Below are 26,288 nucleotides of genomic sequence, written 5' to 3' on the forward strand. Positions count from 1 at the left end.
TTCGAAAGAATAGACTAAAAGCTGAATACACTCTGCTGTAAGCTATGTCCACGAACCAACAAAACTTATCAACGTTTAGCCTAAAGTAATCCCTACTCTAATAAACGATATACCATTTGAAGAATTCATAATCAACAACGAGTATCACTTTATCAAAGATGATAAACACGTTATCCACAGGTATTTTATACAGTTAGTATTTAATTAGATGAAATATTTAGGATTGATTACTCTCTCGAAAGAAAACTCCTTAATGATTGTAAATATTATTCATTTTATCTCATGACAAATAGCAGTCACTCTACGGTTTGTAGAAGTCACTGCATCAAAATTTAGATGAATTAGGATTCAAAACAACTTAAAGAAGCCTAACTTTGTTTTCAAATTAGACCAATTAAACTACATTATTTTTTTGTTTTGAGATGAATTTTTCGATCTCAAGTTTGATCTCTAGAATAGGTGCGGGTAAGGTTTTTATCTGATAATAACGTTGAGCGAACCATTCAGGGTTTTGTCTAAAGCGACTAAGCCAGCAGTTATGTAGCAGACGAAGCTTATCCCAAATCTCGCGTTGTTGTTCCTCTGCTGTGACAATCAGATCTTGATTCAACTCTGAGAGTGCATCATTAACAAAAAGCTGAGTTTCTGCCATGTGTTTCTTCTGGTGTACTACTTCAAGGTCCATGGATAGCTGTACTGCATACTTCAGCTCGGCTGATTCCATCACAGACCGAAAGTAGGCACTGATCTCATCTAATTCATTCTTATCATCATTAACAATATACTCAGAGTCTTCTCGGTATATCATATTGAAGAAGGTTTGAGAGCGCATCTTATTTAGCTGAATATTAAACAGAGCTGTGTCAAAGATCTCAGTGGCATATTCATAGCCAAATTTAGCATAGTAGTCTTCCATGACTTTTGCGATCTGCCACACTGCTTTGCGTGATAGAAAGTCACAACAAAAACGATGCTTTTTAAGCTGTTTAAAGACCCACAGCTCAGCACCCTCAGAATAGACTTCCCCCATATCGATCCATTTTTGATGAACATGGAGTACTTGATAGTTTTCTGTATGTATTTTAATTTTCAGATACTTGGAAGCTTGGATAAGAATGTTTTTCGCTTCCTTAGGCGTTCGAATATTAAGAAGCCCAGTTGGACCATAAAGATCATTAATATAACCCCAGCGAAAGTTTCCGGGGATGTAGATCAATTCTTTACCGACATAATGGAGAACAAACCGTTGAACATTGCGATCTTCAGATAGGAACTCATCGCAATTGAAAAATGCAAAGTTCTTCGCATAGAGGTTTTCTTGGGAAGGCTCTGCTTGATCTCGAACAAAGACGTATCGATTAAAGAACAGGTTTCCAGAATCATTGTAGTGAACAATGCCCTCAAACTCTAACTTATTAAGAAGGATTCGGATACGGTATGTGGAGGTGCCCATACGTTTTGCAAGTGCTGTTATGGGAAGCGGAACTTCCCCACCATATGCACAAATTGTACCGAGCAGCAATTTAAGTTTGAATAACAAACGAGTATCATTGTGGAGTGTCCGTGCATCAAATAGATCAGGATGGTGTTTCATAGTGTGCCGCTCCTTAAATCCAACCGGAAAATGGTATGGGAAATAAGAGGTTTTGGCTTTTTTTTCTGAAAAAGACATGCTATAATTGAGGCATATCCATTTAAGAAGCAAGACCAAGACCCGATTTCTCGAATTCTATCTAAATGCCAGGTCGCCAAACTTAGCCATTTAGTAGAACTTTGTGGTTGGGTTCTTTTTTTATGCTGATTTTTATTTCGACAGTTAATTTCGAGTAATTCGTTTATGTATTAATAGATCATCTAAGCTTTAAGCAATTATAGCACTGAAAAAATTGATGGTAAATAGAGGTAAGTTCAGCGGAGATTTGGAGGATTTATGAAATATCCCTTGGAGTATAAGGTCTAACAATAGAGCGGAGATTTGGAGAATTATTTCTGAACCCCTACTCAAACAGTGTTTTTTGGGAATAATAGATAAAAAAAAATATTTTCTTATCTATACAGCGGAAATTTGGAGAAGTTTATCTTACTATTTAACACCATTAGCGATTTATATATTGAATTATCCAAGTTCAGCGGAGATTTGGGGAATTATTCACTGTTTTATACTTCAAAAACTAGTTTTTTTCCCCCAACTGTCTTTAAAATAAAGATAGAAATGCAAACTTCGCTTATATTGAGCGGAGATTTAGGTAAGAAACCTTTCTCCAGCGGAGATATGGGGATTTTTTTAGGATCGAGCGGAGATTTGGAGTAATTTTTGTACCATTTTAAAAAATTCCCCCAAGTTTTGAGCGGAGATTTGGGGGAAATAAAAATAGAGTTAGTTATCTAACTCTATTTAGTGAATATTAGAAGGGTAAGGTCAGTTGCTCTGGCTCATTCATAAAATGATTGATTTGTTGATTCCCTAGCAAATCCTCAGCTTCGTAAGGTTTGACCGGGAGAAAAGTAATGTGAAAAACATCTTTCTTTCGTACATAAGACTCAACGGTGACTCCATGGTTAACAAAGTCATTTAAACACTCTTCAATAAATGAGAGATTGATATCTTTCCTTTTACTGCGAAACTGTATTTTGTGGATAAAGTATGTGTAATCGAATTCAGCAGTATATCCTTGCTGGCGTAAGTAACAAAGAAATCTTTCCTTCTGCAAAGGGAAGATTAAATGCTCCGACATCCGATTTTCGAAATGAATTAACTTATCACTGTACGCACGAACGACCTGGCCCATCATGTAATTTTGGTGAATATCCTCTGCGATAGTGATCTCTGCCATTTCCCCGTCACCGAATTCAGTAATATGCAATCGATCGAAAATACCAAATACGAGTGTTTCATTATCCGAGATAACATTAAATTTAACGTTAGCGAGTTTAGTCAAACGGCTCTTTACGGAAAGATAGTTACTTTTATTATCAGAACCATGAGTTCTTCTCACTAAATCCCCGATCGTTACGTATATTTTGCGCTCTTCGAAAAATAGTTTACGATCTCGCATAGAGAGTACAGCTCTAAACAATTTTGAATCTGTTTCATCGATGGCACGTAAAATTTGGTCTTCATTAATGATTTCTTGATTCACAAGTGTCAGTAATGAATAATTCTCATCAGGTTGATATTCACTGATATAATGTAACTTGTTATCGATGATTACACTTTTCTTGGTTAATTTCATACGTGACCATCCTGGATTTACAGCGGCATGATCCGTATATACCAGGGGTTGATCAATGATAATTTTGTTGATGTTCCCGTCGAAATTTTTTATAAGTATGTCTGCGATGATTACAATCGTATCTGATTTAATTGCCTTTTTTATTTGTAAAGGCGTCTTGTCTTTAATATATAGGTAATCAATGAGTCTTGACGTTTTGTCATTTGCCCATGTTTTGACTTCTTGGACTCGTTTTGCATTTAACTCCTCTAGCGTATTAACTTCATAAATTTTTATGAATTGCTCCATGCCATACATCTCAATGAGTTCATTGGCAAGGTCAAGTTCCTTGACGACTTCAACGCGCTTGTTTTTTACTTTAGATATATTTGAAAGCTCTTGAAGAGACTTGAGCCATCGTTTCTTTGTTTTTTGAAGTTCTTTAAATGTATTCCTTCTTACCTCATGTATGTTGGCAGGTGTGAGCTCAGAAGAAATGATGTCATGCAGGAAATCCCTGATGTTTCCTTCATTAAGTTTATTATAGAGCTCTTCACATCTAAGGCCTAACTCATCAACAACTTGATTGATAAAATATTGCGGTATATGCTCTTCCATCAAAGCTACTCACCTCCAGCACTATCATAACATAGAAACTCTTGGATTATATATTGGAATAAAAATCAATATAGGTCCCAGTTTTTTGGTTCCAAAATACGATTCGATGTAGTCAAAGAGCCTCACAGACACTCAATGTTTGAATATAATAGCTATTCACACTTTGGGTCCTTTCAGAAAAGTAGTTTCTTTGAACTTACCGCTGTAACTGTCACTAATTTTCATCATATCGATCCATAAAAAATCAATATAAATCCTAAGGGAACCAAAGCTGAAAGACACCTTCTATTGTAGTTGCGAGAAGAGATTGGAGTTATGGAAGTACTAATCAAAAAGTAAAAGAAAACGGTATAACGTCTTATTTCTAATTGATTGCTCCACCTATATTTGTACAATCACTTTCAATTTTTTATGTTACTAATAATATATAATTTTAGATGAATTAACCCATATAGAAACTCTTTTTAGGAGAACAAATAAATCATACTGACATGGCTATAGGAAGAGAATATATTGGACACTTCATATATGTCTTGCACGTTTTATTGCCTTTAGTCCAGATAACTGAGAGTTTAGAAATAAGAGGCGACCAACAAATTGGTCGCCCCTCCTACAAATTTTGCTATGTAACCGCATGTAAATCCTCTTTAGTGCGACTTCAAATGGTATTGCATTATGGTGTGTGAATCGTATATCAAACTCAAATACCTTAACCTGGTTTTGTTTTCTGAGTAGTGAACACTCCTAACAAAACAATCTACTTCATTCTTAGAATAGTTGCATCTACTAGGGTATTGGATGTCTCCAAAGCAACGTTACTTATTAACCTCATCATTAGCCTCAATATTCTTGAAAACTTCTTCAATCTCAGCCTTCCGAACAATACTACTTGTTGTTTGGTACTCTTCATAGAGTTCAGTATAGTGATTTAATCGTTCTAGCTGAGCCTTCTCTATTTCAGACAACGACTCTTCGTTATATTGCTGATATTGTGTTTCCAACTCAGTATACTTCAATTGCAATTCTTCTTTTTCAACAATACTATCCGTTAGATAATATAGTCGAAGTATCTTTGCCATTAGTGTTTTTGTTTCAATTAGTTTGTTAACAGATGAGCTATTTTCCATGTGAATCCCTCCTATATTAATATCATATCACAGACTAATTTCTCCCACAAAAACAAAAAAAGCCTAAGCAAATTTGCTTAGGCTTCTTCTCAATTAGTAAACGGTCCTACCTTCAGTAATGCTCGATAGACGCATGGTTTCTGACTCGATGTCTTTTTTTTTTTTCGTGCAATATAGTGTACTGCCATAACTAAATGCTCAAGTTCACTTTTATGTATAAACAATTTTTGCAATCGTTCTTCACATTCAGCCTTAATGACTATATTCGTAGAATTTATATATAGATAGTATGTTCTGTATATTAATTCTTTAAGTTCATCTATTTCTCTCGTAATTGATTTAGTTTCATTCATTATATGCACACCTCGGAAAAGTTATTGGTGAGACGTATTGGGCGTATGTACCTTAATGCACACACGCCATAAAGAAACCATTCACTTCTTCTCATCTTTGCCACCAACAAGTTTTTGGTATTCCTCATCAATGGCTTTTAAGTCAGTATCTGTTGCTTTGCTTAGAGCATTTTTTGCCAAATACGTTAAACCGTTAAACCCTGCAAGCACAGAGGTACCGACAATTTTAGCATAACCAACTGGTTCAAAGAAGGAGAATGCTGCAAGTGCTGCTGCTCCACCGATGAAAAAATCAACTAGCAGGCCAGGAACAAAAAAACGTTTTTTACCCACCTTTTTAACGTAGGGTAGTAAAGTACCACCTTCCATTTTAGACGCAACAGCCAGATTCGTCATACCTCCGACGAGAAAAGCAATTAATAATTCCATTAGAATCTCTCCTTTATAATTGGATAAATAAAAAAACCACCAAAATGTAGTGTGATTTACACTCATCCTGGTGGGATACATTTAAAAATCTCAACAAAAAAAGGCCAGAACAACAACCGATTCTAAAATTAAGACACAAGTAAAAAACTCGAGTCAATAGATCCAATAGATCTTTAGAATGCGGATAGTCGCCTGACCTTCCGAAAGTTTAAGATATAAGTAAATGATATACCTCTATTATACTTCATATGATAAATAATTTCTACATAAAAATAACGTGTTATTAAACTTTAGACCTTGTCCCAACTGCTATGATTGTCAACAACTTTTAATCAGGTTAGTATCTTCATTAGCAATAAAATAATAGAAAAATTTAGTAAGGGTTACTTGATTATAGGTCGTGATCTAGTATTCTTTAGACAGATCCTAATATTTCATACTTATACTAACCGTCTAAAAATCTTTTATAAATACTCAACTGCAAAAAAGCCGCCAATATTGACGACTTAATTGCTATACTAAGGTGTTCTTACTCGTTTTCATCAGATTCCCTAATTAGTATAGGTTCAATGGACTCCCATTCACAGGCCAATGACATATACATGAATCTCCAGTGAATGAGCATCAGCACAAGAGTTGATTTGTATGAGAGCATAGATCTTGTTCTCTAAGTGAGTGTACACTTGTTCAACCTTTGCAAACGAAATGGTCAACACATAGATTTTGTATCAATTATTCTGTTTGACAAAAGGCTTAAAAGTGAGACTCCCCCAGCAACATGTGGTTAACTGCAGAGTGACTTTTGCATACAGTCTTGTGGAGGCAAAGTAATCAAAAAGATTAAGAAATTCATTGTACTCTTCCGTTATTGTATAACAATAACACCTTAAGGATGAATTGCTACATTTAAGCTCTATCCCATCACGTAATGAAGGTCAAAAACTAGAATAGAGGTCAGGAATAACCTGTTCAAGGTTATTCATAATCATCCCAGAAAAATGGTCTCTGATCTCCTACTTTTACAACGACTCTAGTGTCATCGGGATTACTGGTGACGTCATCCATCCATAAACCCACGTTAGGATTTCCATTCTTCCATTCTTGAAGTAACTCAGGATCAATTACATTCTTTACGCTCTCGTGATTAAGATCGATATCAGAGTCCTCTGTCTGAAAAAACAACTTGAAGCGTAGCTTCAATTCAGGTGCAGGATACAACATTTCTGATGAAAGAATAATAGAAGTTGTGGTGACGATCGAAACATATTTCAAAATTTTCAAAGTTTCTATGACTATCTTTTCAATTACTGGATCTACATCATGACGAAGTAATTCTTTTGGTAACTCAACGACTAGTAACATTTGTTGAGGATCATCCATTTGACAGGTCATGCTCCAGAAAGACCAAGCAGCAGTTAGAAAGGATAGTGCCTGTTCATAAACACTCCCCGTAGCTTCAATGTAATATCTTTTTCCGTGATCCTTCAATTGAACCCAAGGGATCTTTCCGATCTTTAACTGGTGATCCATAAGCAATTCTTTATAGATCACATCATCGCTGAGAGACTCAATAGCTCTCTTGTAACCTTGTAGTGGTCCCTCAATATGCGGTTTAAAACTAATGGGTGGCAATAGTTGGCTTCGTGGGACATCTAGTATCTTTGCCAACAGGTTGAAATAAGAGTTCGAAAAAAAGTGTCTGGTTTCAATAAATACACTTCGATCCTCGAAGAATTCAGGTGGATCGGGATAGCCTTCCACCCATGGGATAGACTCAATTGTATATGCCTCGCCAAGCTGAGGAGCCTCTGTTGAAATCATAAAAACTGCCTGAGGATCTCGCTTGCTAATTTCATTCGTGATATGGGAAACAAGCTGCCTACGTGGTGAGAGTGTTTTATCGCCTATAATTGCTAGTTCAGCTTGATTATATTGCCACCATGCCCAAGCCATTTCTCCATCTCCATAGTAGTAATTTCCCATGACTAAAGGTTTTTGAATGCTTTTATTCATAAATGCCTCCTACAATAAAAAAACACCGCCAATCCATAAGGGTATCCTTAGGATGACGGTGCTTCCGTTTAATTGTGTATTTGATTAACTTCATTATAAATGATACAAAACTGTTTCACAATGCAGACAGATCTTCTAATGTGTACCGTTAGGAGTATAGTCATCATATGAGCTCTTACTCGCGTCGTAGTACATTACATCTCCATCCTCTAGAAGGAATTGAACTCCATACGGATCAGTGATCTTGTGGTCACGCGAACCATCTGTACCGTCATAACCCTCCATGTCCCACCATTGGTTGTTCAATGGACCATGAATATATTGAAGATATGGATTATTCAAATCTGCATTTCGAATGGTCTCAATGTTGAAGTTGACCGTGATATAACCGTTTTTCAAGAAGATCGGTGACTTTTCATCCAATCTATTCTTTTTACCATACGTTGCTAAATCGGTTCCAGCCGGTACAACATATACAGCAGCAGGTAAACTATATTCACCATACCATTGTTGAACCGATGCATTTACTCGCGCTGGTGTGGCGTTTGCATTGTTTGGGCGGTCAAATGTATTAATGAAGGTCCGAAGTGGCGAAGGCAGGACCTGAACATCATATCCTCCAACATACGTGGCTTCTTTAGCACGTTTTAGATATGAATTCAAATACTGATTTCTCGTCACTGACCAGCCTGTATTCAGATCATAAACGGATCCGGCAGAATTCACGATATCTGCATAAGGTACATTTCGAAGTCTAGTGTTAAGTGTAATGTTCCTACGCTCTACATCCGCACTCGATCCGATCTTAACAAATTTCTGTTTGTCTGAATGATAATACAGATCAACAGGTATCCGTTTAGCGGTTGTACTCGCATTATTATCCTGGAAGTAGAATGTTGGTGTGATTCGGATAGCATCCTTATCTCCATACATATTTCCCTTCGTCTTCAGATCAAACTTGAAATGGTAACCGGTCTTTACCGCAACGCTTTTAAAGTTCGCTAATGGATGACTTCCTCTCCGAATAGGCAATTGATAAGGAGAGAATGAACCGTTCGATCCCCCATCAATCCCTTTAATGCCGACCCAATAGGATGTCCCTTTTGAAGTACTGCTGCCTTTTGCTGTCCGGAATACAGTTTCCCAATTCGGGTCCGCAATATCAGTTACTCTGAAATCATACACACGTCCAATAACCTGTACAGGAACTGTATTTACAGCAACATGATTCACAAGGTTAAGGTTAGCCTTGTCCTCCCATGTAAATCCGGTGGCTGGTGAATTTTCAGCAAAGGATCTATAGGACACAGTATAATTTCCTTCTTCTACCCATAAGGGTAAATAGAATGCTTTCTCGATCTGACTTACAGGGACATCAATCCATGTGTTCGCAGGATAGAATGTAGATTTGTCAGCTGTATACACATCGAATTCAAAGAGAACCTGCTTGAGTTTGATGTACTTTGCGTAATCCCTGTTGCCATAACCAAGTATGTTTCGGTGCTGCCCACTTGTAGGAAGACTTACAGTGAATGGACGATCTAAAATAAAGGCACGACGTGACGCATCGGGCTTTGTCCGCTGATTGTGCTCTTTGTCGTCTGATGCATTGGAATAGATAACTGTTGGAGTATGTACTGTAACAGTGTTGATTCCATTGATCGGTAACACTTTGTTTGCACCACCGTTGATGTTGCCAGGCAACAAGTCGTAGTAGATGTCCCCGGAACTAGTGGTATTTAGATCATTAAGCAATGTTTTACTAATCATGTTATTTGGCTTATACAGAACATCTCGTCCAATGGTTGTTGGATTAGGGATGTTTGATGGAGTTGGACCATCTTTAGTAGCTTCAGCATCATCCATAACCTTAGTACTGTTAAAATTCACAAGGTCATTGTTTACTTTACTTTGTGGCGTGTTTGATTCAGCCATTCCTTTTAAACGTCCAGTGTCATCAGGTACATCTGGTGGAGAATTCAATCCCCCTGTTAATTTTGGTGGTGTATACGAAATTGCAGCTGTTGGTGCTGGTCGTACATGACTTTCCACTGCTTCATCATTTTTAGATTCTAGCGTCGGTGGTGTGTAGCCAGCAGGTGTCATGGTTACCTTTTTACCTGGAAGAGCGTAATTCTCCATGGTTGCTTTAGCAATTTTGTATACTTCAAGATTGTTGATCTTCCAGTAAGAATAGTCTCTTGTAATCTGGAAGTTGTAAGGTTTAGGTACTGTATCCCCTGTTTTCACCGGAGGTCCTGGTGAACAAGCTCCTCTAGGTGGACAAACTTCTGGACCAGGTATAGTCCATTCTCTTACATAGGATATCGTTACGTTACAATCATACGTTGTTTTACCACTCATTTTTGCCCAAGCTTGTTTGAACAGATAGTTGTCTGCGAATGCATTAGTGTAAAGTGATTCAGATGTCGGGATCCCTTTTAGCACATCGAATTTCTCAGCGTCCCTATTGTCTGCTTTAATTACTCCATTCGCATTTGGATCCAGATCACTCATGTTCATCGTAGTTCCCTGGGAAGGTGGTCCGATGTTTGGGGTGCAGGATCCTCCTCCGCCCCCAGTGTCATCATCTCCACCACCACCGGGTTCTTCTTCTACTCCGACATTTGTTGTGGTTGTTAACTGAAAGTCATCCTTCTCCCACAATACTGTTATAGTTGTTGTTCCTTTAGCTACAGCTGTCACGAGTCCAGAAGACCCTACAGTCGCAACCGAAGGGTTGGAAGAGGTCCACGTTGTTGTACCATTACCGCTGTTCACATTAGTCCCAGCACCAAAGCTTCCATCTCCGGTTTTGGTTTTTACGGTTGCATTTAACTGTTTTCGATCATTGATCTGGAGCTGACCACCGTTTGTTAGATTAATTTCTTTAGTGATCTCGGCAAATGCTTTCCAGTATAGATCAGTGTTGAACTGATAATCTGCATTCCATTTAGGTGGATTATATTGATCCGTTTCTATGGGTGGAATTGCGCCACCAATTTGCGTGGTGAATTTAGTATTACGACCAGTAAACGATTCAACAGAGACTAAAATTGGTTGTCCTGGTTCGTAATAAGCCGTATTATCCATATAGTGAGGCTCATTAGATTTATCGACTATTTCCAGAGAATTTCTCTTCACACCATTTTTGTCGAAATACTCATTGGGAATATATACATCTTTGTTCAAGTCGAGATCGACACAAATTGTTGAAGATACTGGCAGATTCTTTGTACTATCGTTATCTAATTCGATGTTGTTACACTTACCATCAACTTTCCATTTTAAGCTATCAACCTGGTAAATATATACACCTATATTAGTCTTCTTTGTTCCTTCTACAGGAATTACTTTTTTTTGTGACTTTGCAGGTGTGGAAGGCTCCATATGAAATGTTTTCAGTTCTGGTTTAGTTCCTGGACCTCCACCTGCATCGATGTGAGTTGCTGATGATACAAACAATACGAGTGACAACATGAACAAAATCACTTTTTTGATAGATGATTTTTGCCCCAATCTTATCCCCTCTAATCTGTGGCTATCACGCTGTAGGTAGGACCTTCTTTAGACACGAGGCTCACATCTGATAGTATCTCTTTGTCGAAATGTAAAAGTCCTCTACTCCAGTAAACTGGATTCTTAACAGCGAATACACCTCTATTTTTTGTGAAATCATTAATCACGGGCCCACCGTATGCAGCAAATGCATCTGAAGTTGGAGAATTCATAGGATTAATTGTTGCTGAATTAAGTAAGCTTCCAGCCTGGAGCCGGTTCATATTGTTATTTTTCACGTTCAATTCAAGTTCTGGAAAAGAGTAATATGCTCCCCGTAGGAGTGTAAATCCTTCATCCACGAAAACAGGGTAATAAATACTTCTTTCAGTACCTTTTGCAAATGTATTAACAATAATCCAATTCTTTATCTTAAGATCAGCATGTTGTGTATCTGTGATGATATTTTTATTGCGCACTTTTGTGAAATCGTCAGTAACTTCGCTGTAATCAACGTTGGGTGAGACCTTGTTCTCTGGTGTTTTTTTGTATTTCGGCGCAATAATATTAATGTTTGTTCCAGTCAAACCAACTTGGCGAAGTTCATTCAAACCCTTGTAGTTGGAAGGTTTAGTTTTTGCCACAGTACCATAACGCGCAATCAATACAGCAACCTCAGCTCGAGTGGTCGTCCGATCTGCTCCAAACATTTTGTCATTATAGACACTCATTAACCCGGTTCCCATGGCTACAGCTACAGCATTTTTTTGAGATGTAGCAAGATTACCAGTAAAGTATTCTTTAGCAGGTATAACCGTGTTTTTTACGTCAGATAGAGCTTGTTTGTAGTCTAAATCTACTGTAGCTAAACCTTGAGTCAACCAAATTGCCATTTCACCACGTTTGAGAGAGGCTTTTGCATCCAGTTTTCCTTGGTAGCTTGTAGGGTTGATAAAGCCTTTTTGTATAGCAGCGGAAACCCCACCTTTTGCCCACTCAGGAACATCCGTGAAATTATTAATGCCTGGGCTAGAAGCATTGGGCTGATCTGAGAGTCTACCAAGGATGCTAGCCATTTCAGCCTTAGTTACAGGTGAGCTTGGTTTGAACGTTCCGTCTGTGTACCCTTTAAAATAGCCTTGTTCCACAGCTGAGTTGATAGCTCCAGCGGCCCAGTGTGTAGAAGGAACGTCTTTGAATTTCAGGGTAGCTTGAGCTGCCTCTACCGAGCTCCCTACACCTCCTACACCTACAACGCCCCCGGTCAACAAAGCTAAAGCAGTAACTCCTGAAATAATCATCTTCTTCATTAATTTTTTCCTCCATCATTAAATTATTTTCAACTGAGTGATATATGAACTCAGCTCCTGTTCCTTCAATCATATTAGAAGTCAAAAAGGAACGCGAATATTGAACAATATAATTTTATATCGGAAGAAATGGATATCTTTATTATATTTTAGAATATTTACAACACTACTCACCCCTTTCAAATCCAAACAAAAAAAGCACACAAAATGCCTGATGGCATTAAGCGTGCTTCGCTTTTGTGACCTTTGATAAAAGATCATATTTGATTTAATTATACTTAATATAAAGGGTAAGGGTGTATATTGTCAACCACATAGACTGAGACCTCTGCAAGAGCCTGATATTGTGTGAATTGTGCTATGGTTTCAATTCACGCACTCATATAAAGTACGACAAGGAACAAATCCGTTGTACTATGTTGTTCAAAATGTTTCAATCCACGCACTCATATAGAGTACGGCCGGATAAGCAACGCGAAGTTATCGAAGGTCTGCGGTTTCAATCCACGCACTCATATAGAGTACGGCTACTAAAAATGACGTAATACAAGCATAATAAAAGAAATTAATAACGTGCTTCTGTGTTATTGTAATGAGAATAATCATATATTATTACCAAAAGGCAACAAATAACATTGTTTCGACAAAATTCGAGGTGCGAGTCTTCCAGGAAAATCATGTGTACTTGGCATTCGCACCTCAAATTTAGTTTCGACAGTAAAACCTGATCTCCTTTATTGGTAATAAATCATCTTATATACACCCATGGCATAGATCCACTGTTGAAAAATATAACTACGAGTTATCAATCAGGGATCTAAGTGAGAGGCTGAAATTTATATATGTAGTATATCTTCCATATTTAAATGAAATTCTTTCATCAAATCTACTACTTACCTTCTCCACTTTGTCTGGACCGATCTTAATTCCTACTAATAACTTATTTGCTCCCTCGCGAACCTTTTAATATTATAATGACAAATCCTAATAGAAGCTAATCAAAAAGCATACCTAATGGACAAACACATTAAGTATGCCTCACTATGACTAATTTCTATTACCAACAGTACAGTCAAGTGGAATATACCCATTACTTGCAGCATCCTTTTCTGAAGAGAAAACCTCTTCCGTAGTGAATGAGGAAGTACATGAATTCCTGGAATAATAATACTTACGGCCATTAGCTATAATCCCATTATAAATAGGCTTTTTCACAACACGGCTTCCACCCAAAGCGTAATTATTATAGTATTTTTCGCCCATTGGCATGCCTTGAACAAAAGAGAGTACTCCGACATCATTAATGGTATTGTTCCATTCTTCTTGACTGATGAGGGGCAATGTAAAGGTGTAGGCTACACCGTTGCGTTTCGCAAAGTTATTGTACATATTAATATAGTGTTCCAAATCTTTCTGAATCGGATTGACAATAGATGCCCTTCTAACTTGATCAAACGTACTTGCGTCATTTAATAGTGGTATAGATGCAGTACCTGCAATCTCTCCGCGGAATCCTTCGAACCATTGTTGGTCCGTATTACGATTTACCGTGACAAAATCATCAAGTGTAAACCCAAACGTGTTTCCGTTCTGATCAGAGTGAGCATAGGGTTTCTTAGGGCTCCAAACATGCTTAAGTTCTTTTTCCCCAGTAGCATTCGTAAATTCGTCCATATAGTAAACGTAGTAACCGTCATAACCAACAATAAGGATAACAGGTACGTAGCTATTGATTACACCTTGACCGGCCGAATTATCAAAAACATCAAAGTTCAAGTAGAGTGAGTTGAAGAACGTTTGCACTGCCTCTTCTTTATTGATTCTAAGTCGTTTTTGAAACTCATACTGAGATTCAGCGCCTTGTGAACCATTGATAATAAGGGCTTTGGCTGCGTCCTGGGTTGCAGTATCCATGGCATGGTTATAACGCGTCTCAAGAATTACATTCTGCCGATTATGCGTTACATTGATATTATTAATAATGAAATAAGGAAGTAAAATGAGAACGAACACTAGCGTGAGATTAGTTGTAATCTTCATTGAGGACCATTCCTCCATAAGGGATGACAATCTTTTCATTCGGAGTATTGATGGTCCCAGTAAGGACATCGTTAATGAGGGTTCCTGATGTACGGTTCGTGTTCTTAACCACTACGGAGAAAAAATCTCCCGTCGCTAACTTATAAACACGAGTCGGACTTTCAGTATTCTCGGTCGAGTTCCTTGGAAAAAGCTTGTCATTAATCTGAGCATTATAAAAGGATTCGTAATTGACATTAAATCCACCCAAATAAACCCCTGCATCATTATATATTGGGTCGTAACGCTTATGGCGATGTTCCATTTGGATGTCGTATGTATTTGTGGTTAGTGCCATTTGATCAACAAATTCATTATACATCGTTGGAGTAATGTAACCTTTATCTCTAACAGAATCTACAAACTGAGTCACAGAATTCAAGACCACAATTTCAGAGATGTCATCCTGCTTATTTAACCCAGATGAAATCGGCCATAAAAAGATAAGTACGAGGGCCACTACAACCATAAAGATTTTTAAAAAGGGATTACCCATCCTCTACATCCTTTCTCTAATTAAATCTTAATAATATCAGGTCGCCCTTTGTATCTCGAACGTATGTAGGAGTATAGTTTTTATTTACATTAATTCCTGAAACATTAACCTCCGTTGGATCCAATGTTTTGTAGTAAGTAACACCATCTACTATGATATCAACGCCGATGTCTTTAATTTTAAATATGGATTGTCTAACTTCGGCACCAGAAACCTTATAAGAGGTAGGTATTTTCAAAGTTGAAGTAATACTTTTGTCAGACTGGGACGTCATTTTGTAAGTCATATCATTCGTATCGGAAACAGTTTTAAAGAAAAACAGAAATATTGTTAGAGCAGTAATGAACATAAGTGCTGCAACGCTCATATACAAAGCAGATCTTGTATTCTCACCTAATCCCATAATAATCACCCTTAATTACTTGAAAGGGGACGACTTGAGTAAGTCTATCCCCAGTCAGTGATTTAATTAGTTTTGTGTAAAAATGATACCGCGAATAACGTTACTGTTGTCTTTGATCAGTTGAGCTTTGAATTTTCCGGATGGATTAACGTAATCATTGTTTGCTTCATCCATAGCTTTAGCAAGAGTTCCTGCTGGCGTACCTGTACCAATCGAACCGTAACCCTGACCACCTACTGGCACAGTTGTGTTCACTGTTTTGAAGTACCAAGAGCCAGTTGGATTTTTACCAGTGATTACTTGGATACCGAATTCACCTTTGTCTTGGAACTTTCTAAGTGCATTGATTGCTTGGCTACCAGAAACCGTGGTCCCATCATAGACAGTGTATGCTGTTTGAGAAAGCTCTGTTTGGATATCTGCGAAACTTGTTTGTGCAGTTTTGGTGGCGTCTTGAGCAGAAATAAACAAAATTACAGCTGTAGTGATCAGTGCGATTGCCAGGAAAAGTCCCGCAGCCATTTTTAAAGCGCTTTGTGCATTACCCATTTTTAATAATCCCCTTTAAATTATAATTTTTGCATAAGTTCGTAATACGTAGACATCTGTGTAAAAGCCATAAAGACAAATGGAAACACGAGATACAAAAAGATGATCATGTACATTGGAGTGAAACCGATCATGCGACCCCAGCCTGCTTTTGCATTGATCATTTCCTCGTAATCCTGTTTTCTTTGTTCGAAATAGTAATTACGTTCAGTTTCAAGATCATCAAAAGCTTGTTTGACTGGAATTTTTTCTACAGCTAACTGAAGTTTTTCAATGGTTCTCACGAGTGGAGCAAATGGCGCATCGATCATCAGTTGCTCAAGAGCAAGTTCAGCACCACTCTCATAGTTCATAAGGCACTTATGTAGTGGAGCCTTGAAAATTGAAGCGAATCTTTCCATCCATTCAAGAATGACCTCAACCGATACTCGATCGATTTCACTGAGCATCGCAATGATGGTATGAAATTGGTCCACTTCATTTTGCATATCCATTGCTCTCATTCTCTTCTGGAAGAGAAGTACCCAATAGGGTAATTGATAACCCACCCAACCCATTAATAAACATATAAGGATTTCCCACCACTTCATGTATTCGGAATTAATCCGATCCATTTTTGCTAGGATCCTTTCTGTTGAAGCATTGAGTAGAGTATCGTTTGTTGCAACTTCGGGGTCTTGCTTAATCATCTGAACTACACGATCCTGCAGATTATTGTCTTTCACCTCCTTCATATGTTTAATGATAGTACTATCAAAATCAGTGATGGATTTTGCCTCACGCAACTCCTCTTCGGACATTCGACCAAACATAGAATTGTTTTGCGTGGGTGACTCCAGCACATCTTTGATTGCGATGTGATGCATTAATACGAATGAGAACACCAGGCCAATAGAAAGAATGATCGTCAGAACAAAACGATGAAGGTAATGCCACTCCATGGGATAACCCGCATTAGCATCCTTAATTAACTTACTTATTTTGAAATGCTGTGCTGTTCTTTTGGCTGGTTCAAGACGGTCTACTATCCATGAAACAATTTTTGATTTCAAAAGAAGTTTTTCCCAAGAACGTTTTTTTGTTTTCGCTACATAGGTCCCTTCTTGTTGATCCTGCATTTTTTTTAAGAGGATATATGATAACAAAACAGATGCAAATACAACTATTTTCGTTATGAATCCTAACTTGCTAGAATAGAAAGCCTCCATCGCAGGAAATTGCTGACTTGCCCAAAGTTCTATTGGTTTTGTGAAGATAATAGGTGTAACTGCAATGACGGTAAGACCTTTGAACAAGTAATTCAATCGAGTTCTCTTTAGAATTTCAAGGTTAACCTCACTGGCTAACTTATTGAGATTACTGAGATATAGAGATCCATCCTTGATTGTTTTATCACCGAATTCTTTTATTAGAAAGGACATGCCTGCAAATGCCTTCAAGAAACGGTTTGGAGCTTGCTCATAGTATACGGTTAGGCTCTCTTCTGGATTTACAGAGACTAAGACCTCATGAATTTTTTTAGCGTGTAGTGCAGCTTCATACGATGAAGATTCTGATGCTTGACGAAGAGCCTCTTCTACACTGCCATGCTGATGATAGTGATGTCGTACATCTTTGAAGAGTTGATCTCGTAATTGAATTAACAATCGATCATCCACTTTATGTACAAAGGTATCGATTAACATGCCATTCACTACGATAGCTGCAAGGAACAGCATGAATATGAATGTGAAATCATGATTCATTAATAACAAAACTAGTACGACAGCAGCAATTGTTCCAAGTGTGTAAAAAACAATTCTCATGGTTTCTCTTCGCATCGTGAATTCATCATACGAATGGATGGCTTGCAATCTCTTTCGAATCTTTTGGATATAGTTTCGCAAGAATGGTACTTTATTGTACGCGATGTACGAATCTTGCATAAATCGATGAATCATCTGTTTACGATTTGATTTCTTATTCCCGGTGAGCATCTCATAGCTCTTATAATGTTCCTGGGAACCATCGCGCTCGGATCTTCTTGAAATGATCTTCATTACGATATAGAGTACGATGCTTAGGACCACTGAGGTTAAAAGAATACTGACTGCAATAGCCTTCAAATCCATCCTTCTTACCCCCAGTTTTCCTGCATAAATTGTTTAAAGCCTGCTTGATCAACTTCCGTAAGATTTTCCAGCATTTCTTTGACATTGTGATCGGAGATTGGATGAACTGCAACATAACCACCATCACGATATTCAATAATATTTCGTTCATCGAATACTTTCCGATTTGTAGATCTCTTCATATACTTAATGAATGTTTCCATGAATGTAATTTTTCTCTCTTCCGAATCACTCATAGTCCGGATATCGAATGGAATATCTTCATCATCATGAAGTGGTGTACATTCTGTGATTCTCTCAATAAATCGATGTCCGTTACGCTTACGAACTAAATGAATATCGAAATTTAGGACATTCACAACTTGTTCTTCAGCTATTTTCTCATCACTGAAAACATTCATTTTGAGCAATGAATTTCGGAGGTAATGAACGAGCTTTTTAAATGTTCTCGCATGGTGTGTAAAAAACATATCTGCTTGCTGCGCCATTTGAATCATATAAGGTACCGCAGCATCTGTTGCTACTTCTCCCAAAATAAATGCTGTTCCGTCTGTTTTCTTTTGAATATCCAAACCTTGTTGTCCTGTAATAGAGTCGGTTTCTCTAAAAGTGAGGATATTTCGATTGCCGAAAATCTTCCTCAAATGCAGCTCAAATGCCATCTCGTGGACACGAATTGCATGAGTTTTATACATTTCAAGAACCATAGCCATAAGTAACGTTGTTTTACCAGAACCTTGTGACCCGGTTACAGCTGTTACACGCCCTCCCCTAACTAGATACCTGATGAGAAGAATAACTAACATCCGATTTTTTTCTTCTTGGCTGATGAGTTGCTCGAGTGATGCTTTTTGTGTATCAAACTTACGATTGAAAAATGCCCAAGACTCAGAGAAACCAGGACGGACAACAACGATCCGTGAACCGTCTTTCATTTCATTTACTTTGTAACCATTCGATTCTGAGAGTTGTCCTGGATTATTGTAACGATAGATATTTTGGCAGACACGTTTAAGTTCAGCTTCAGATCCGAAACTCAAAAACGACATATGGATCGGTTTACCTTTATACAAAATCCAAACACTGTCATGACTATAGGGTGTGGGTTTCTTATTAACACGATCCGCAAAGAAAGCCATATCATCGAAAGGTTCAATCTGATCAATGGGTACACCAGAAACCCCACCCGACACTCCATCAATCTTCATGTCTCTTATTTCATCAATTACTGAGAAACCTTTATATTGCTGATAGATTCTTTGGACAATAATCATGAGCTTATCCTCAAAAGAAAGTCCCTTGGATTCCTTACGATAAACCTCTTCAATTTCTTGAGGTGTAATTACGTAATATTCGTCTTCTACTTCTTCTTCAGGATTCTTCAGCTCATCTAACTTGTATCTATCAATGATCTGACCTAAAGCATTTACCCCATGTTTTTGTTTGTTTTGAAACAACATAATTTCAAACTTATCTTGTAGGGAGAGAGTTTTCTTATTATCAAACGGAATAATACGATTGATATTTTCATCATTTAAGTCATATGTTTTCAAGAGAAGATCAAAAATCGTATTTTTGACATAGTTTTTATCACGAATATCTCCATCTGTGCATCCCTTTAATGATTTTTGCAACATCAAACGCTGATTCATCCGTCGATCAAATTCTTCTTCAGTTAACCCCAAATGCTCCATGTTACTTGTTGTCAGATCATTAATGGCTGTTTTTACATATTCGGTAATTCCAGCTAAAGTGTACTTCTGATCTATCTCACGAGGGTCGCGTTTGGGTTGACGTTTTTCAGTCATTTTAAAATAGACGTAAACACCAACAAGAAATAGCATTACTAGAATTAATCCAAGATTCACAAGATGACTAATACTCATACCTTAAGCCCCCTGCTCACTATATATCTTTGTATCAACTCCAGCGGCTTCAAATATCCCTTTAGCCAGTTTTCGAACTTCACTCAGAAAGAAGTGATTTTCATGTTGGATTCCGATATTTTTATTTCGAAAGAAAAATTGAACAACTGACTTATCATTGAGAGCATCCATGTAACCTGTGCAGTGAGGAACGGTATATATAGGTGCTTTTGGTTTATACATTCGTTTAATGTTGGAAACAGAATATTTGGAATGACGATCATATTGACCAAGAACAATTACAACTTTTTTCTCTTTGAGGAACTCTGGTTCATCAGTGAAGAACTCATCTAAGACCGCTTTATTTTGGTTGAGATTAACTACGATTACATCTGAGGTCGTCAGGACCGAATTCGTTAACTTGTTTCGCATCCCACTACTCACATCAATCAGAGTGAGATTATAGTAATTCTTTGCCGCATCGAAAATACTTCCGATTACTTCATGAATCATGGAGAACATTTCTTCATTAGGTTTCACTGTTCCACGCAGTAGTTCTAAACGATCCCGCAGAACGGTGTCGGTGTAGTCTTTTACGATCTTTGGAGCCAAGCGATTACTGCGAGCTAGTCTCTCTAAGGCGTCGATGCCTAAGCTCGAATACTCTGAACTATCAAGATCCTTTTCGTTCAGAAAAGTAGATTCCAAAGATGACATACTCCAATGTGTGTGACTCACAAGCGTTTTCGTTAAATACTCCATCCCAATGAGTGTGGCCACAGCAATCAAATTGGATGAGTTTCCAGACTGACCATGACGGTTACTCCAAAATGCTACTTGCCCCATGCAAAGGACCTCCTCGTAAGTTCTTTCATAGAACTTTTTATTAAATTCGTTTCAAGTTCCGAAATTTCCGCCGTTAATTTCTTAATAATCCCTTTATAGTTCTTTGAGAGACGTCGAATGTTTATTTTTCCTTGGTGTTGGTTATTTATTTTTGTTACATAATCAATTTCATCATGTAGTAATTCAAATGGCTCTTCAGACCAACTGATAGGGAGGTCTGTCAGAATTGTCTCGAGGTAATCCTCGGCAATATTGCCTTCTACATGATTAACCGAGATTTTAGTAACATCTGTTTTTGGACTTTTACCGTCAGAATGTTCTTTTCCGAATAAAACCTTTACTAAATCAACTGTTTTATCTATGCTCATTTTTTCTGGCGTAGCGGCAATATATTTGGTATGAAACGAATTGAACTCCTCTTTGTTCAAAAATGAAATATCACTACAGTGAACAATGAGTTGCTCATAACCATTTTTTGCAACCAAGGTTTCGATTTCATCAAAAGTTTCGTAGCCAACTGCTACGTCAAACCCATCAAACTCTACTACTTTCATTTGCGATGTCGTCATTGGTGTTGGTGTGTTGTTCTGTATGTACTTTTCTGTTGTGCCATCAACTAAAAGTACTTTCCTCCCAGAAATTGAAATGACTTTACCTACATATTGAAGTAAATCACTTATATCTGCTGATCCAAGAAATAATGATCTTTTCATGCTGCCCCTCCGTTCTATTTCACTAATGGCTGCCCAAAAACGTCTTTCTGTTTTTCTTCGCTTGTAGAAGTATCCAGTCCGGACTCTATCGGCTGAACAATTTCCTCTTTACTTGCTTCCGTAGATTGAGTTGTTGGAGATGAATCTATTGAACTACCTGGTGTTGTACTCTGTTCTGCACTTGTATCGGGTATAGGAGCCCCCTGTGTTCCGGTTACTGCTTCGTTATTTTGCTGATTCGTAATTTGGTTGTTAGCAACCTCTTGTTGTAAGATCACACTTCCATTTTGGATTTTCATTTTGTCTGCTTCATCCATTTGAGAGAGATTGTTTTCTAGTACTTGTCTTACATTTCTTTTTAATTGCTCTTTTGCGAATGTCAGAACATTCGGATCGGATTGAATAAGGTCAATTACTTTCAGGTTAGCTGGATAGTTTGGAATTGCTTTTTCTTGCATATATGGATCAGAATAAGTAACGGCATAAAGTTTGGCACCGTTAAGGTATGCATCAACGATCGCACTAGTCATTACTAACAATTCAGCTTCATTAATTTTGTACCAAACAGTTGTGCCGGAAAGATCTTCAACTTTTTTCTTTGATAGAACGATAAAATCTTCACCTGTCGGGAAGGTTAACCGTACGTCTACAAATTGACCTTTTTTCAGTTTAGTTGGAAGTAACATCACATTGTACTCTTGTATCCGTTGATCACGAGGGGTTGGACCGTTATCAAATACCATTGAATTGATTACGGGTGTATTCTCACCTACATCAATTTTAACGATCTTTCCATATAGATCATCTGGTGTCTGTACCATGTTAGTTGGAGCATCTGTTTCAGGAATTTGAATAACTTTCAAATTTTCCTTATTAAGCTTGTCCCCTTCTTTTAGCGGTTTGGATGCTACTACGACTGTTTTCATAGTTGATTGTTGGTGCTGGAGTAATGCCTCTGCTTCAACGAGTTGAGACTCATAATGCATCCTTAACACTTTTTGCTCTTTAGCTTGCTGCTTAATGAGGTAGATGGCGCCACCAGTTGATAAAACTCCCATAGATAGAGCCCCTACAACACCAGCTATAATCAAATTTTTTGTACGCTGCCTTACTTTGGACAATTACATACACCCCTTATCTTGAAATAAAGAAAATTAACAAAAACATAAGTATAATTGTTGCTAGTAAAAGAATGGATCTCTTTATCATTTTCTTCTTCTTTGTAAATCCTCGATCAAACACTAGATCAAATTGTTCATTCGTATCATCCTGAGAGTCAAAAGGATCAGAGTGAAAAGGGATTTCTAATGCATGGATTCCCTCATTATCTTTTTCGATATCGGCAATGCTTTGTTTGCTGACAAGAGGGACCATAAAGATGCATCTTTCGAGATCAACATGATTGGATGACAAAAATCTTTTGATGTTGTGCTGTTTCCACTCACTACCTGATGCAACTACAACTTGGGTACTTGCCCGGTGAAATTCAGATATGTGTTCAGTGGTTTCATAAGTCCCCATATCTAGAACAATATGTGTATGTTCTGAATTCAGATGGTCAGCCATTTCAAATTCATCTGCTGATTTTACGTAAGTTACGCCTTCAATTATGAATTCATCATTAAGACGGGTGTCTACGTTTTTACCTTCGTAGGCTTTTTCGATATAAACAAGTTCGTTATTTCCGCTCAGTTCTAATAACTTAACTGAATATCCATGACTTGCCAGATAATTTGCTATCAATATAGAAGAGTGGGTTGTTCCTACGCCTTTTTCGATACCGACTACCGAGATGACTGATTTACCGACAATTCGGTCTCTGACTACGATCTTCTGCTTCAGATCAGGTAGCGTCCAAAAATCTGATTCTTCTAATTCTTCTTCCATGATGTCGGGTAAGATTGTTTTGTTTGTTTGCTTGTTACTCTTCACCAGATGTTCTTCATCTTCATCCATTTCTTTAGAAGAAGAATTTATTTCATTTGATGTATTGGTACTAACCTCACCTTCCTTCACATTTTGTTTATCCTGTCGTCTGTGGGCCTTATCTTTGTTATGTCCCTCAATATTAATGGTTATAGATTGAGCACCATTTACAAATCTTCTCCATGGTATTCCTTGATCATAATTCCGATACTTTTTAACTTCACTATAAGGTAAAGGGTGGTCTATACATTTAATTAACTGTTTAATATTCAAAGGTTCAGATTTTTGTGATTTCAAAAATATATTGTAAATCCCCATGGATACTAGTTCAGCAAGTAGAGGATGACCTTGCTTTTCATCCGATAAAAAAATTATCGAGCTTTTACTGAAATCTTCTCGAACTCTATCGATTACATCTGCGAGGAACTCGTGCCTTTTATCAGATTGCTTTACAGCGAGAGAGCTTGAGATAATGACTGCATCTAAAGTGGTTGAAGGGTCTTCTTTGATTAGATGAAGCCTCTCCACAAGATGATCAACTACAACGCACACTTCTAATACATGAATGTTTTCATTTTCAAAATGTTTTTTTAAAGCCTCTGCAAAAGCAGGATTAGGAATGGCAATAATAATTTTTTTCTTATTGAGTTGCTCAAAATCAGGTGCCATTCATTGCATCTCCCCTTTGTTGACTCCAAATAATAGTTCCAAGAACCTTCTCTATCTTCTTTATCTCGTCAGGTGTGGGTGGCTTAAGTCCATTTTCCAATCTACTGACTCTCACTTGAAATGATCCTATGTAGTTTGCAAGATCTTTTTGAGTCATATCTTTTCTTGTTCTATGGATACGCATCAGTTCCCCAGGTGTATAATCCAATCACTATCACCCCTTTCCCTCAGGGTAAGAAAACAAAAAAAAGCACGCTTAATGCCTAAGGCATTGAGCGTGCTTCGCTTTTTTTGAGGACCCGTCCGGATCATATTTGGTTTATTTATACACAATATAGATTATTAACTGGTTTGTGTCAACAACTTTGATTTCAATTTTTTCACTGTATCCTCTTTTCTCTAGTAAATCGTAGTACTAGTTAAGTCGCATAATCTTCATGCAGTGTAATATTTGTATAATTAAAAATATATTATGTAATATAAAACTGAATACTATATTGTTCATTTAACACTTAAGTATTCAGTTTTGTGTGTATTACACTTGACTCTTTCTCTACTATCCACCAAAATAGAGTATAAGTATATTTATACCGAACTGGAGGATATCATGGGTATCACAGTATCTATAGGAGTACAAAAAGGCGGAGTGGGTAAAAGCTCTACTACATGCATTACGAGTTATCTTTTAGCTGAAAGAGGATTTAAAGTTTTAACTGTTGATTTTGATTCGCAGGGTAACACTACACAAATATTATCAGGAAAAGACATTTACTCTTTTGAAGATAATACAGTACTAAACGCAATTATTGATTTAGATCCTGCTAAGTACATTGTTAAAGTGAATGAGAACCTGGATTTATTGCCGGCCGACGACATCCTATCGACATTAGGCAGAGCTTTAGGAAATGTAAACAGAGTTGTTCCTACCTCTCTAAAAGAAACATTGGATATCATAAAAGACCAGTATGATTTTATCCTTATTGACCAGCCACCTAACTTAGGCGATCTTTCAGTATCTGCATTATCTGCTAGCGACTATGTGGTAGTTATGCTACAATCGGAACCTTTATGTTTTAAAGCTATCCCAAGGTACCTTCAATTGGTGGAACTAATTAAAGAAAGAATTACGCCTACATTAAAGTTAGCTGGCATTCTACCAAGTATGTCGGATTCCAGAACTCGAATTGACTCTTCAATTATTGATCAAGCTAGGGAAGATTATGAGGACTGGGTATTTGACACTGTAATTAAAAGACGTAATCGAATTAAAGAGTATTCTATTCTTGGTATCCAAAACACAACAAAAGAGGACCGAGATGCTCTTGAGCAATATCAACAATTTTTAGAGGAGTTGCTAAACCGTGTCCAAAAAGGATCAGTTTAAAAAATTGTTGGGTGATAGTGGTACTACCGGATCAGATCAAAAAAATCGTATATTGAATGATACTCTTATAAGCGGTAATAATTCTTTGCGACCTGTTTCTGATGAGAATAAACATTCAAGTGCTGATTCGGATATATCTACAATTAATCCCGCAGAGGAACAACCAAAACAAGAACAAGTAACACAACAACCACCAATACAACAACAATCACTGCCAGTAGAACAACAACCTTTAGTACAGCAACACCAACAACCAGTACAACAAGATCCTGCTAAAGAGTTAATTCAACAAGAAACTCAAGAGGCGAAACAGAACAATGAGCAAGCACCTGTTAGTTCTCATCCACAAGTTTCAGCTGTTAACGGGATATCAAGTATTATTTCATCTTTGTCAAACACAGTTGATTTAAAAGTAGAAGAAACACATACGCGTAAAACGTATCTAATCGAAAATGAATTGTTGGCTGAATTAGATAAGTTATGTGTTGGTAAGAAAAAAGGCTACAAAACGAAAATGATTAACTCTGGTCTAAGAATTGTGCTAGAATTAGTGAATGAAAATAAGGAATTCAAATTATAAACTTACTGAATTTCAAAATAAGAAAGAGGTACAAAGAGCAAATAAGCCCTTTGTACCTCTTTTTAGTATTTTATGCTATAAACAATTTAAACCGTTTAGTGATTTGA

20 protein-coding genes are annotated in these 26,288 nt (G+C 37.3%); 2 read left to right on the top strand and 18 right to left on the bottom strand.

Annotated elements, in window-relative coordinates; genetic code table 11:
* Positions 1-394 precede the first annotated feature (394 nt).
* The 18 genes from PAEAM_RS03325 to PAEAM_RS03415 form a co-directional block, all read right to left on the bottom strand.
* Positions 395-1,672, bottom strand: a complete 1,278-nt coding sequence (locus PAEAM_RS03325) for a hypothetical protein (protein ID WP_243391256.1) — start codon at positions 1,670-1,672, stop codon at positions 395-397.
* A 733-nt stretch (positions 1,673-2,405) separates the two neighbouring features.
* Positions 2,406-3,830, bottom strand: coding sequence for a hypothetical protein (locus PAEAM_RS03330; RefSeq protein ID WP_223200063.1), 1,425 nt, complete (start codon positions 3,828-3,830; stop codon positions 2,406-2,408).
* A gap of 815 nt (positions 3,831-4,645) precedes the next feature.
* Positions 4,646-4,957, bottom strand: a complete 312-nt coding sequence (locus PAEAM_RS03335; RefSeq protein WP_100526647.1) for a hypothetical protein — start codon at positions 4,955-4,957, stop codon at positions 4,646-4,648.
* 434 nt (positions 4,958-5,391) lie between these two features.
* Positions 5,392-5,739 (bottom strand): DUF4257 domain-containing protein, encoded by a 348-nt coding sequence (locus PAEAM_RS03345; protein WP_165789818.1) that lies wholly within the window; start codon positions 5,737-5,739, stop codon positions 5,392-5,394.
* A 975-nt stretch (positions 5,740-6,714) separates the two neighbouring features.
* Positions 6,715-7,752: a hypothetical protein gene (locus PAEAM_RS03350; RefSeq protein ID WP_100526649.1), complete on the bottom strand. Its 1,038-nt coding sequence runs from the start codon at positions 7,750-7,752 to the stop codon at positions 6,715-6,717.
* A 135-nt stretch (positions 7,753-7,887) separates the two neighbouring features.
* Entirely contained in the window at positions 7,888-11,271 is a 3,384-nt protein-coding gene (locus PAEAM_RS03355) for a DUF5704 domain-containing protein (protein ID WP_243391257.1), read from the bottom strand.
* Between the two features lie 11 nt (positions 11,272-11,282).
* Positions 11,283-12,560, bottom strand: coding sequence for an S-layer homology domain-containing protein (locus tag PAEAM_RS03360; protein WP_100526650.1), 1,278 nt, complete (start codon positions 12,558-12,560; stop codon positions 11,283-11,285).
* 1,047 nt (positions 12,561-13,607) lie between these two features.
* A complete protein-coding gene (locus tag PAEAM_RS03365; RefSeq protein ID WP_091036726.1) occupies positions 13,608-14,600 on the bottom strand; it encodes a hypothetical protein in 993 nt (330 codons plus the stop codon).
* The gene (locus PAEAM_RS03370) at positions 14,584-15,135 is read right to left on the bottom strand and encodes a hypothetical protein (protein WP_100526651.1); all 552 of its coding nucleotides are present in this window, start codon (positions 15,133-15,135) and stop codon (positions 14,584-14,586) included. The genes PAEAM_RS03365 and PAEAM_RS03370 overlap by 17 nt, the downstream gene beginning before the upstream one ends.
* A gap of 16 nt (positions 15,136-15,151) precedes the next feature.
* The gene (locus PAEAM_RS03375; RefSeq protein WP_091036730.1) at positions 15,152-15,538 is read right to left on the bottom strand and encodes a hypothetical protein; all 387 of its coding nucleotides are present in this window, start codon (positions 15,536-15,538) and stop codon (positions 15,152-15,154) included.
* 66 nt (positions 15,539-15,604) lie between these two features.
* Positions 15,605-16,087, bottom strand: coding sequence for an ABC transporter permease (locus PAEAM_RS03380; RefSeq protein WP_091036734.1), 483 nt, complete (start codon positions 16,085-16,087; stop codon positions 15,605-15,607).
* Positions 16,088-16,107: 20 nt separating this feature from the next.
* Positions 16,108-18,198 carry a hypothetical protein gene (locus PAEAM_RS03385; protein WP_100526652.1) on the bottom strand — a complete coding sequence of 697 codons (2,091 nt, stop codon included), beginning with the start codon at positions 18,196-18,198 and terminating at the stop codon, positions 16,108-16,110.
* A 5-nt stretch (positions 18,199-18,203) separates the two neighbouring features.
* Positions 18,204-20,084 (bottom strand): Flp pilus assembly complex ATPase component TadA, encoded by a 1,881-nt coding sequence (locus PAEAM_RS03390; RefSeq protein ID WP_100526653.1) that lies wholly within the window; start codon positions 20,082-20,084, stop codon positions 18,204-18,206.
* A gap of 3 nt (positions 20,085-20,087) precedes the next feature.
* A complete protein-coding gene (locus tag PAEAM_RS03395) occupies positions 20,088-20,909 on the bottom strand; it encodes a chromosome partitioning protein ParA (protein WP_100526654.1) in 822 nt (273 codons plus the stop codon).
* Complete coding sequence (locus PAEAM_RS03400) at positions 20,897-21,622, bottom strand: hypothetical protein (RefSeq protein ID WP_100526655.1); 726 nt, start codon at positions 21,620-21,622, stop codon at positions 20,897-20,899. The genes PAEAM_RS03395 and PAEAM_RS03400 overlap by 13 nt, the downstream gene beginning before the upstream one ends.
* A gap of 14 nt (positions 21,623-21,636) precedes the next feature.
* On the bottom strand, positions 21,637-22,743 hold the full coding sequence (locus PAEAM_RS03405) for an SAF domain-containing protein (protein WP_100526656.1): 1,107 nt from the start codon (positions 22,741-22,743) through the stop codon (positions 21,637-21,639).
* A gap of 13 nt (positions 22,744-22,756) precedes the next feature.
* Complete coding sequence (locus PAEAM_RS03410; RefSeq protein ID WP_100526657.1) at positions 22,757-24,217, bottom strand: hypothetical protein; 1,461 nt, start codon at positions 24,215-24,217, stop codon at positions 22,757-22,759.
* Entirely contained in the window at positions 24,207-24,425 is a 219-nt protein-coding gene (locus PAEAM_RS03415; protein ID WP_100526658.1) for a helix-turn-helix domain-containing protein, read from the bottom strand. The genes PAEAM_RS03410 and PAEAM_RS03415 overlap by 11 nt, the downstream gene beginning before the upstream one ends.
* A gap of 399 nt (positions 24,426-24,824) precedes the next feature.
* On the opposite strand from PAEAM_RS03415, the gene PAEAM_RS03420 reads away from it, so the two are divergent.
* Both PAEAM_RS03420 and PAEAM_RS03425 read left to right on the top strand, forming a co-directional pair.
* Positions 24,825-25,601 carry a ParA family protein gene (locus PAEAM_RS03420; protein ID WP_091036754.1) on the top strand — a complete coding sequence of 259 codons (777 nt, stop codon included), beginning with the start codon at positions 24,825-24,827 and terminating at the stop codon, positions 25,599-25,601.
* Positions 25,579-26,181, top strand: a complete 603-nt coding sequence (locus PAEAM_RS03425) for a hypothetical protein (RefSeq protein WP_100526659.1) — start codon at positions 25,579-25,581, stop codon at positions 26,179-26,181. The genes PAEAM_RS03420 and PAEAM_RS03425 overlap by 23 nt, the downstream gene beginning before the upstream one ends.
* Positions 26,182-26,288 lie beyond the last annotated feature (107 nt).

The sequence above is a fragment of the Paenibacillus sp. GM1FR genome, from assembly GCF_002803315.1.
Classification (GTDB): Bacteria; Bacillota; Bacilli; order Paenibacillales; family Paenibacillaceae; genus Paenibacillus; species Paenibacillus amylolyticus.